The following is an 8,909-nucleotide window of genomic DNA, read 5'->3' as shown; positions in this document are numbered from 1 at the left end:
TTAAACAAAAAATTGATATAATTTTGTCTTTACAAAGCATTGGTGAGGTTTATTGGTTCGCAAAACAAATTTACTAAACCTCTGCTTTGTTTTTTATACTATAGAAACTAGCAACTTGAATTATTTAGGAAAAGTGGGTGAGAAAGTAATGTATCTTACAGGGACTTACGGAAACATGGTAGATTATAAAACAGGGGTCAAACTTTGGAAACGTAATATCAGTTTTGATAAAGAACGTCCGGTTTTACCTACTTATGACGAAGCTACAAATTCATACTTGGTATATAATGATGAGAAATTGTACAAATTTGATCCAAGTATCAGCGACAAACCAGAGCCTTTTGCTAAAGTAAACATCAAAAAAGAGAAAGAATTAAACAGTATCGAATTGTTCCCTTGGGGAGTTGTGCTTGCAGGACCAGTTGAAGTAATGGGAGTTAATATGGATGGAACTGTAAAATACCACCTGACTTACAGTCAACCGGGAGAAACAGGAAGACGTCTTATGAAAAGTGCTGCCATTGCAGGAAGTATTGGTTTAGGGATTGGTTCAGGAGTAAGCTCGCTAAAATCTGGAGAAATTACAATGACTTACCGTGATTCTAATGGTAACATGAGGTCTGATGTTTTAATTGAAGGTGACAGAAATAATAAAAATCAGGCAAAAGCGTATGCTGCAGGATCAGCAGCTCTTGGAATTGTAGCGGCTAAGTTTAACTCTCGTTTTAATGCAATGAAGCAAAACAGAGATTTTTCATATATTTTTGCAAAAGCAGAAACTGGCGAAAAAATTCTCGTAAAAGTGAGTAAAGCTGATGGAGTTGAGGTTGATAAAATTATCTTCAACAATAACAAACCTATTTATGAAGTAGATCCAGCGACACAAAATATTTTTTATGTTTCTGATAAATCGATTCAAATTTTTAATAAAAAATAAAAACCCAGAGCCATCAGAATTAGTTTCTGATGGCTTTTTTTTTGCCTATGAAAAAAACATTACTCTTAATTGCTTTGCTTGTGATTGGTTCAATTCAGGCACAAGAAAAAATAAGTTCAAAAAAGAAGAAATTTTACATACCTGTAATTCGATACTCAGAATTTCCAATTCTTGATAATGTCTTGACGCAAACTACTTTTTATCAAATGGATAAACAGTTGGTTCAGGAAGAAACTGTATTAAAGAAAAAATATTTTAATATAGAGGGCTTTATCAAAGATCCTGCAAACGGAAAACTAAGGATTTATTTAACAGTTACATTGCCGAAATACAAAGCAACGGCTATTGACAGTACATTTGATAAAAAAGAAAATAGATGGCAGTTTCAAGTCTACTCTAATTACGATGTAAGGATAAAAGTAGAAGCCAAATGCGCTGATAAGGTTTTGCTTTCTCAAGATTTTAATAGTATAGAATCATCTATCGTTGGAGCATCATACCAAAAAGGCAGTTTGAAAGCTACTGTAGCTTTAAATAATCAAAGAGTGGAACAAGCCGAAAAGGATGATGATTATACTGCAGCAGAGTTAGGAATAGATAATGTAATATATAGCTCTGTTGAAAGAATCCAGAACTATCTGAATTATAAATTGGCTTATAATACAGATGAATTTAAAGTAAAGTTTGAATTTGTAACTTCAAAAGGACATTCAGAATATAACCAAATGTTGGCATTTGAGAACGAAATTACGGCTCAGATGGAGAAAGTAACTCTGGAGAAAGGTCTGGATGAGAAGTTGCTAACACCTCATTTGCAATATTTAGAAAGTTTGTTGGTCAAATATCCGCTTTCGCCAGCAAATGAAAATATTCGTTTTATTGTCACAAATAATCTGGCAGAAACGTATTTTTTACTTGAAAATAAAGAAAAAGCGTTGCAATATGCCAATTTATTAATCGAAAACGACAAACAAGATTCAAGAGGTTCGGCCATTGTTAAAAGATTGAACAATGCCAACTTTGCTGATAAAAAAATAAGAAGTCATACCACTCGTTTTGCAGATCTTAAAAAATTGGGACTCAAAATTGCCGAAGAAAAAGAAGAAAAAAGATTGGCTTTTTTTGAAAAAATAGAGCAACAGGACGCAGATTGGGGGCAGGAAAAAGCAAATCGTGAAGCAAAATTAGAAAAGTCTAAACTGCAAAGGAATAATATGCTTGATTCTATTCCGTATCAGCTGAATCCTAATTTGTTGGCTAAAGTTGTAGCCAATTTAGGCGGAAGCCAGGCTTTGAAGAATATCGAAAAAGCGCATTTTCTTGCTAAGCTTTCGATAGAAGGAAATAATGTACCTCAAACAGAAGAAAAATGGGCAACGACTACCAATTATCTTCTAAAGAAAAAAATGCCGGAGACTTATTATGAGATTGTCAATGGAGCTGAAGCATGGAGTCATGACGATCGCGAAAGTGGTGTGAATGCAAAATGGGCAAAATTTTCGACTTATGATTATAACAACATAGTTAAGAATGTTGATTTGGTTAATTTTCTAACCGATTTAAGACTTGATTTATGGAATAATTTTGAATTGTTGCAAGACGAAATTTACGAAGGAAGGTTGTGTTATCATCTGAATTATTTCGAGAAAACATTAAGCACTGGCAACAGAACAATTCCTAAAACAGATTACCATGTTTTTGTCGATAAAGAAAATTTTAATATCGTTTCAACCGAAAAAACAGAATTCGATAACGGAAATAAAAGTTTTTTCGAGCGCAAGATTTTCGGGGATTACCGTCCTGTGGCGGCTTTAAATTCTGGAAAAATTCCGTTCAAGATTAATTACGAAATCGAAGATTTTAATGGTGAAACTTTGTATCAGGAAGTACGAGAAAAGGTAGAAGTGAATCCCGTTTTTGGAAATAGAATCTTTATGAAAGAAGTTTATTTCGGCGGATTTAAATAATTGTTATCATCCTATTAAGGATAATTAGAATTGATTAGTTTTTGGTTTATTTGCTCAGCGTTTTGAGAATAATGCCAGAAACTAATCAATTTTTTTGTTTTTGGATCTATTAACTCAACAAAAGTTTGTGAAATTTTAATAAAGTGGTGGACAATAATTCAAAATTCCTTACTTTCGCACCTCGATTTAGAAAAGGATAAAATGAGCACAAAATTTACTGAATACAAAGGACTTGACTTGCCAACAGTAGCGTCAGAAGTACTTGATTTTTGGAAGAAAGAAAATATATTTGAAAAGAGTGTAACCACTCGCGAAGGTGCAGAGCCTTACGTATTTTTTGAAGGTCCGCCTTCTGCAAACGGTTTACCGGGAATTCACCACGTGATGGCACGTGCGATTAAAGATATTTTTTGCAGATATAAAACTCAAAAAGGTTTTCAGGTAAAAAGAAAAGCCGGTTGGGATACGCACGGACTGCCTGTAGAATTAGGTACCGAGAAAGAACTTGGAATTACAAAAGAAGATATTGGGAAAACGATTTCTATCGAAGAATATAACGAAGCGTGTAAAAAAACCGTAATGCGTTATACCGACGTATGGAATGACCTTACCGAAAAAATGGGCTATTGGGTTGATATGGAAGATCCGTATGTGACTTACAAGCCCAAATACATGGAGTCTGTCTGGTGGCTTTTAAAACAAATCTACGATAAAGGTTTGTTGTATAAAGGCTACACGATCCAGCCTTATTCTCCTAAAGCGGGAACTGGATTGTCTTCTCACGAAGTAAACCAGCCCGGAGCTTACCGTGATGTTACAGATACTACGATTGTAGCACAATTTAAAACGTTGCCAGAAACGTTGCCAAGCTTTTTACAAGGATTTGGCGATATTCACATTTTGGCCTGGACGACTACGCCTTGGACATTGCCTTCGAACACCGCTTTGACCGTTGGTCCAAAAATCGATTATGTTCTAGTAAAAACGTTCAATCAATATACTTTTGAACCTGTAAATGTTATTCTGGCTAAAAATTTAGTTGGAAAACAATTCGGAAAAGGATTTTTTGCAAGTGAAGACGATGCTGATTTCGATAAAGTAAAAAATGGCGACAAACAACTTCCGTATAAAATTTTAGCGGAAGCAAAAGGAGCTGATTTAGTTGATATCCGTTACGAGCAATTGTTGCAGTACGTATTGCCTTATCAAAATGCCGAAAATGCCTTTAGGGTTATCTCCGGAGATTTTGTGACCACAGAAGACGGAACAGGAATCGTTCATACCGCTCCAACTTTTGGTGCAGATGATGCTAAAGTTTCTAAAGAAGCAAAACCAGAGATTCCACCGATGTTGGTTTTAGACGAAAACGGAACACCAGTACCTTTGGTAGACTTACAAGGAAAATTTACTTCGCATTTGGGTGACCTTGCGGGTAAATACGTAAAAAACGAATATTATGATGAAGGAAAGGCACCAGAACGCTCTGTAGATGTTGAAATCGCTATTCGATTAAAAGAAGAAAATAAAGCCTTTAAGGTTGAAAAATACGTACACAGTTATCCGCACAGTTGGAGAACAGACGAGCCGTTATTATATTATCCGCTAGATTCTTGGTTTATTAAAGTAACCGATGTAAAAGATAGAATGTTCGACCTGAACGAAACTATCAATTGGAAACCTAAATCTACTGGTGAAGGACGTTTTGGAAATTGGCTGAAAAATGCCAACGACTGGAACTTATCTCGTTCTAGATATTGGGGTATTCCGTTGCCAATTTGGAGAACTGAAGACAAAAAAGAAGAAGTTCTTATTGGTTCTGTTGAAGAATTATACAACGCAATCGAAAAATCTATCGAGGCTGGTTTTCAAAAAGAAAATCCGTTTAAAGGTTTTGAGATTGGAAACATGTCTGAATCTAACTATGATTTAGTTGATTTGCACAAAAATGTAGTCGATCAAATTACTTTGGTTTCGGCTTCAGGCCAGCCAATGAAACGCGAAAGCGATTTGATTGATGTTTGGTTCGATTCTGGTGCGATGCCTTATGCACAATGGCATTACCCTTTCGAAAACAAAGATAAAATTGATGAGAACAAAGATTTTCCTGCGAATTTTATCGCCGAAGGTGTCGATCAGACTCGTGGATGGTTTTATACTTTGCACGCTATCGGTACTTTGGTTTTTGATAAAGTAGCTTATAAAAATGTAGTTTCGAATGGTTTGGTTTTGGATAAAAACGGACAAAAAATGTCTAAACGATTAGGAAACGCAACGGATCCTTTTGAAACAATTAAAGAATACGGTCCTGATGCCACCCGTTGGTACATGATCTCGAACGCAAATCCTTGGGACAACTTAAAGTTTGATCTGGAGGGAATTGCTGAGGTACGCCGTAAATTCTTCGGAACTTTATACAACACTTACTCGTTCTTTTCATTATACGCCAATATCGATGGTTTTAAATACGCTGAAGCGGAAATTCCGTTACACGAAAGACCGGAAATCGACCAATGGATTATCTCTGAATTGCATACTTTAATAAAGTTTGTTGATGAATGTTACGAGGATTACGAGCCAACAAAAGCGGCAAGAGCTATTTCTGACTTTGTGCAGGAAAATCTGAGTAACTGGTACGTTCGTTTGTGTCGTCGTCGTTTCTGGAAAGGTGAATATGCCCAGGATAAAATTGCGGCCTATCAAACGCTTTATACTTGCTTGTTGACCATAAGTAAATTAAGTGCTCCGATCGCTCCTTTTTTTATGGATAAATTGTACCGCGATTTAACGATTTCAACAGGATCTGAGCAATATGCCAGCGTTCACTTGGCTGAGTTTCCGAAATTTGTCGAAAACTTTGTTAATAAAACCTTAGAAAGCAAAATGCAGAAGGCGCAAACTATTTCGTCACTGGTTTTATCACTCCGTAAAAAGGAAATGATTAAGGTGCGTCAACCGTTACAAAAGGTAATGATTCCGATACTTGACGAGAGTCAGAGAGCAGAAATTGAGGCTATTGCAGAGCTTGTAAAAGCCGAAGTAAACGTCAAAGAAATAGTGCTTTTAGATGATGCTTCGGGTATTTTGGTAAAACAAATTAAGCCTAATTTTAAGACTTTAGGGCCACGCTTTGGTAAAGATATGGGTCTGATTTCCAAAGAAATACAATCTTTTTCGTCAGAGCAGATTAACCAATTAGACAAGCAGGGCACGTTAGATATTGTTATTGCTGGAAATAATGTAACTTTATCTCTGGAAGACGTCGAGATAACTTCGCAGGATATCGAAGGCTGGTTGGTGGCTAATTCAAACGGAATTACAGTTGCGCTGGATATCACCATCTCCGAAGAATTGAAAAACGAAGGGATCGCAAGAGAATTGGTAAACAGAATTCAAAACATTCGTAAAGATTCTGGATTTGAAGTTACCGATAAAATTAAAGTTCAATTAATGCGAAATAGCCTTTTAGAAGAGGCAATTCTAAAAAATGAAGACTATATTAAGTCTGAGACATTAACAGATAGTTTGGTTTTTGTAGATGCTCTGGAAAGCGGCACAGAAATTGAGTTTGATGATATTAAAACAATGATATTAATTTCAAAATAATAGAAAATGATAGATGAAATTACAAGATACTCTGATGCTGATTTGGCAGAGTTCAAAGAAATAATTCAAAATAAAATACAAAAAGCACAAGCCGATCTGGATTTAATAAAAAGTGCTTACATGAATGATTTGAATAACGGGACAGATGATACCTCTCCTACGTTTAAAGCTTTTGAAGAAGGAAGCGAAACAATGTCTAAAGAGGCAAACTCACAGTTGGCTATCAGACAGGAAAAGTTTATTCGCGACCTAAAAAATGCTTTATTCCGTGTAGAAAATAAAACATACGGTATTTGTAAAGTTACAGGTAAATTGATCGGTAAAGAAAGACTGAAAATTGTACCTCACGCTACTATGAGTATCGAAGCAAAAAACTTGCAACGATAATTTTAGATAAAATCAACGCTCCTTTTAGGGGCGTTTTTTGTTTATAGTGTTTTTATACTAAATTAGAACCATTTTGATAAGGAATGGTTCTAATTTAGTACATAAAATTATGCCAGATTTTTTTCTAATTCTAATTTGTGTTTCTTAAGAACGGCTCTCGTCATTCCCAGATTTGCCTTGGCAGAATCTGCGGCAAGATAGATCATGAATTTTTTGTTTGGAGAAATATCGATGATATGAATTTGATTCGTCAGCGTAATCAAAATGTCCTCGATGTCCTGATTGAGATTTAAAGCTTTTACGGCATTCAATTTGGCTTTTACAACTTCCAGGTTGTACGCCGCCGCAAGTTCAGGATCAAAACTAGGATCTACTGTTGCATTCCCAAAGCTTAATCCAGATTCGATTTCAGTTACAGCAACAGCAATAAAGCCGTTTACATTGGTTTTTATCTCTGATAAAAACACATTTAAAAAGTCGTTACTCATAGTTATTGGTATTTATTTGTTAATGGATATGGGTGATCTATTTTAATAGCGGATTTTTTCCAAGTTCAGAAGCAAGTTCTTCTGTGTTATGCATTAATAAGCCAATATTACTGGAGCTTTCAGAGAAAACGACAATAAAGTTTGAGGTGTTAATTTTGTTACCAATCACAATACCTTCTGTGGTTTTTAGGTACAATTGTTTTAATGATCCTTTTTCCAGATCAGAAAGAAATTTTTCGCACATGGAGAGGATTGCGGCGCTCATAGCGGCTACGCTATCACTGTAATTAATGTCTAATGAGGTGATTAATTTTCCTTTGACGTCGAAAATAAGTGCAGAAGTGGTCTTGGTATTGATTAAAAAATCATTTAAAACGGTTTTGATGTCATTCATTTTTGGTAGATTTGGTAAATGTGTTAAAAATATCGGATTAAATCTTCTTTACGGCAACAAAAATGTATTTTCTAGGCAACAATTGTTAATTTTATTAACAAATATAAATTATTTTTTGTATTATTGTAGCGTTAAACTGTAAATAATTTTTTTATTTAACATATAAAACTTACAATTATGGCTAAAATACTGAAAATCAAGGAAGTTAATTCTAATATCGAAATTAGAATGAAAGATTTTGAAAAACTGAGATTAAAGTTAAAAACAGAAAAGGCTAAGCGGGTAAACAAGCCAAAAGAAGGTAAAAGTTTACTTAAATCGATTTCTGATTTTTTCAGTGATCCGCTCTCTCCGCCAAAGAAACTGGTCGAAAATAAACAGCTTTAATTTTCTGCTTAAAGAAAAAATAATAGTAATACAATTAATTACAAAACAATTAACGCTCCTAATGGGGCGTTTTTTTTGATTAAATTGTTACTTTTGCCCATCAAAAATTTATAAAATGTCATTACGAAAAGCATATCTCCTTATATTTTTAGTTTTATTAGTAGATCAACTCTCTAAAATTTATGTAAAAACAAACTTTGTTTTAGGTGAAGAATATAGGGTATTCGAGTGGTTTAAAATTCATTTTATAGAAAATGAAGGAATGGCTTGGGGAACTAAAATTCCCGGACAATACGGAAAATTAATTTTGACAGTTTTTAGAATTTTTGCTGTTTTCGGAATCGCGTATTGGTTAAACGATGTGATCAAAAGGAAACATTCGACTTATTTGGTTACCGCTGTTGCCTTAATTCTGGCTGGTGCCGCAGGAAATATTTTTGATTCTGTTTTTTATGGAGTAATTTTCGATGACAGTTCCAATAATCTGGCGACGATTTTTTCTCCACAACCTTACGGAACCTGGTTTCATGGCTTGGTGGTCGATATGTTTTATTTTCCTATTTGGGAAGGAAACCTGCCATCTTGGTTGCCAATCTGGGGAGGAAATCATTTTACATTCTTTAACGCGATCTTTAATGTTGCCGATATTGCTATTTCTACAGGTGTCGGAATCTTGTTGGTTTTTAATAAAAGAGCATTTCCTAAATCAGCATAGTTTTTTTATAAAATCAAAAAAATATATATTC

8 protein-coding genes are annotated in these 8,909 nt (G+C 34.7%); 6 read left to right on the top strand and 2 right to left on the bottom strand.

The window, feature by feature from the left end; translation table 11 throughout:
* Window positions 1-115 precede the first annotated feature (115 nt).
* The 4 genes from J3495_RS08825 to J3495_RS08810 all read left to right on the top strand — a co-directional run bounded on the left by J3495_RS08825 (window position 116) and on the right by J3495_RS08810 (window position 6,894).
* Window positions 116-937, top strand: coding sequence for a hypothetical protein (locus J3495_RS08825; RefSeq protein WP_236025422.1), 822 nt, complete (start codon window positions 116-118; stop codon window positions 935-937).
* 47 nt (window positions 938-984) lie between these two features.
* Window positions 985-2,904 (top strand): hypothetical protein, encoded by a 1,920-nt coding sequence (locus J3495_RS08820; RefSeq protein WP_210666190.1) that lies wholly within the window; start codon window positions 985-987, stop codon window positions 2,902-2,904.
* A 201-nt stretch (window positions 2,905-3,105) separates the two neighbouring features.
* On the top strand, window positions 3,106-6,507 hold the full coding sequence (ileS, locus tag J3495_RS08815; protein ID WP_210666189.1) for an isoleucine--tRNA ligase: 3,402 nt from the start codon (window positions 3,106-3,108) through the stop codon (window positions 6,505-6,507).
* 6 nt (window positions 6,508-6,513) lie between these two features.
* Window positions 6,514-6,894: a TraR/DksA family transcriptional regulator gene (locus J3495_RS08810; RefSeq protein WP_007807070.1), complete on the top strand. Its 381-nt coding sequence runs from the start codon at window positions 6,514-6,516 to the stop codon at window positions 6,892-6,894.
* Between the two features lie 107 nt (window positions 6,895-7,001).
* Here J3495_RS08810 and J3495_RS08805 read toward each other — a convergent pair whose 3' ends face one another.
* Window positions 7,002-7,382 (bottom strand): hypothetical protein, encoded by a 381-nt coding sequence (locus tag J3495_RS08805; protein WP_210666188.1) that lies wholly within the window; start codon window positions 7,380-7,382, stop codon window positions 7,002-7,004.
* A 37-nt stretch (window positions 7,383-7,419) separates the two neighbouring features.
* Complete coding sequence (locus J3495_RS08800; protein WP_210666187.1) at window positions 7,420-7,776, bottom strand: roadblock/LC7 domain-containing protein; 357 nt, start codon at window positions 7,774-7,776, stop codon at window positions 7,420-7,422.
* 177 nt (window positions 7,777-7,953) lie between these two features.
* Between J3495_RS08800 and J3495_RS08795 the strand changes: the two genes are divergently transcribed.
* The gene (locus J3495_RS08795) at window positions 7,954-8,163 is read left to right on the top strand and encodes a hypothetical protein (protein ID WP_210666186.1); all 210 of its coding nucleotides are present in this window, start codon (window positions 7,954-7,956) and stop codon (window positions 8,161-8,163) included.
* 115 nt (window positions 8,164-8,278) lie between these two features.
* Window positions 8,279-8,878: a lipoprotein signal peptidase gene (locus J3495_RS08790; protein WP_210666185.1), complete on the top strand. Its 600-nt coding sequence runs from the start codon at window positions 8,279-8,281 to the stop codon at window positions 8,876-8,878.
* Window positions 8,879-8,909 lie beyond the last annotated feature (31 nt).

Origin of the sequence: Flavobacterium geliluteum (assembly GCF_017948595.1) — a bacterium.
GTDB classification, from domain to species: Bacteria; Bacteroidota; Bacteroidia; order Flavobacteriales; family Flavobacteriaceae; genus Flavobacterium; species Flavobacterium flavipigmentatum.
Note: the sequence above shows the minus strand (reverse complement) of the source record. Positions and strands in the feature narration are given on the sequence as shown.

Coding starts and splice junctions, on each gene's coding strand:
- J3495_RS08790 (WP_210666185.1), top strand. CDS start 8,279: ATGTCATTACGAAAAGCATATCTCCTTATATTTTTAGTTTTATTAGTA.
- ileS (WP_210666189.1), top strand. CDS start 3,106: ATGAGCACAAAATTTACTGAATACAAAGGACTTGACTTGCCAACAGTA.
- J3495_RS08810 (WP_007807070.1), top strand. CDS start 6,514: ATGATAGATGAAATTACAAGATACTCTGATGCTGATTTGGCAGAGTTC.
- J3495_RS08805 (WP_210666188.1), bottom strand. CDS start 7,382: ATGAGTAACGACTTTTTAAATGTGTTTTTATCAGAGATAAAAACCAAT.
- J3495_RS08795 (WP_210666186.1), top strand. CDS start 7,954: ATGGCTAAAATACTGAAAATCAAGGAAGTTAATTCTAATATCGAAATT.
- J3495_RS08820 (WP_210666190.1), top strand. CDS start 985: ATGAAAAAAACATTACTCTTAATTGCTTTGCTTGTGATTGGTTCAATT.
- J3495_RS08800 (WP_210666187.1), bottom strand. CDS start 7,776: ATGAATGACATCAAAACCGTTTTAAATGATTTTTTAATCAATACCAAG.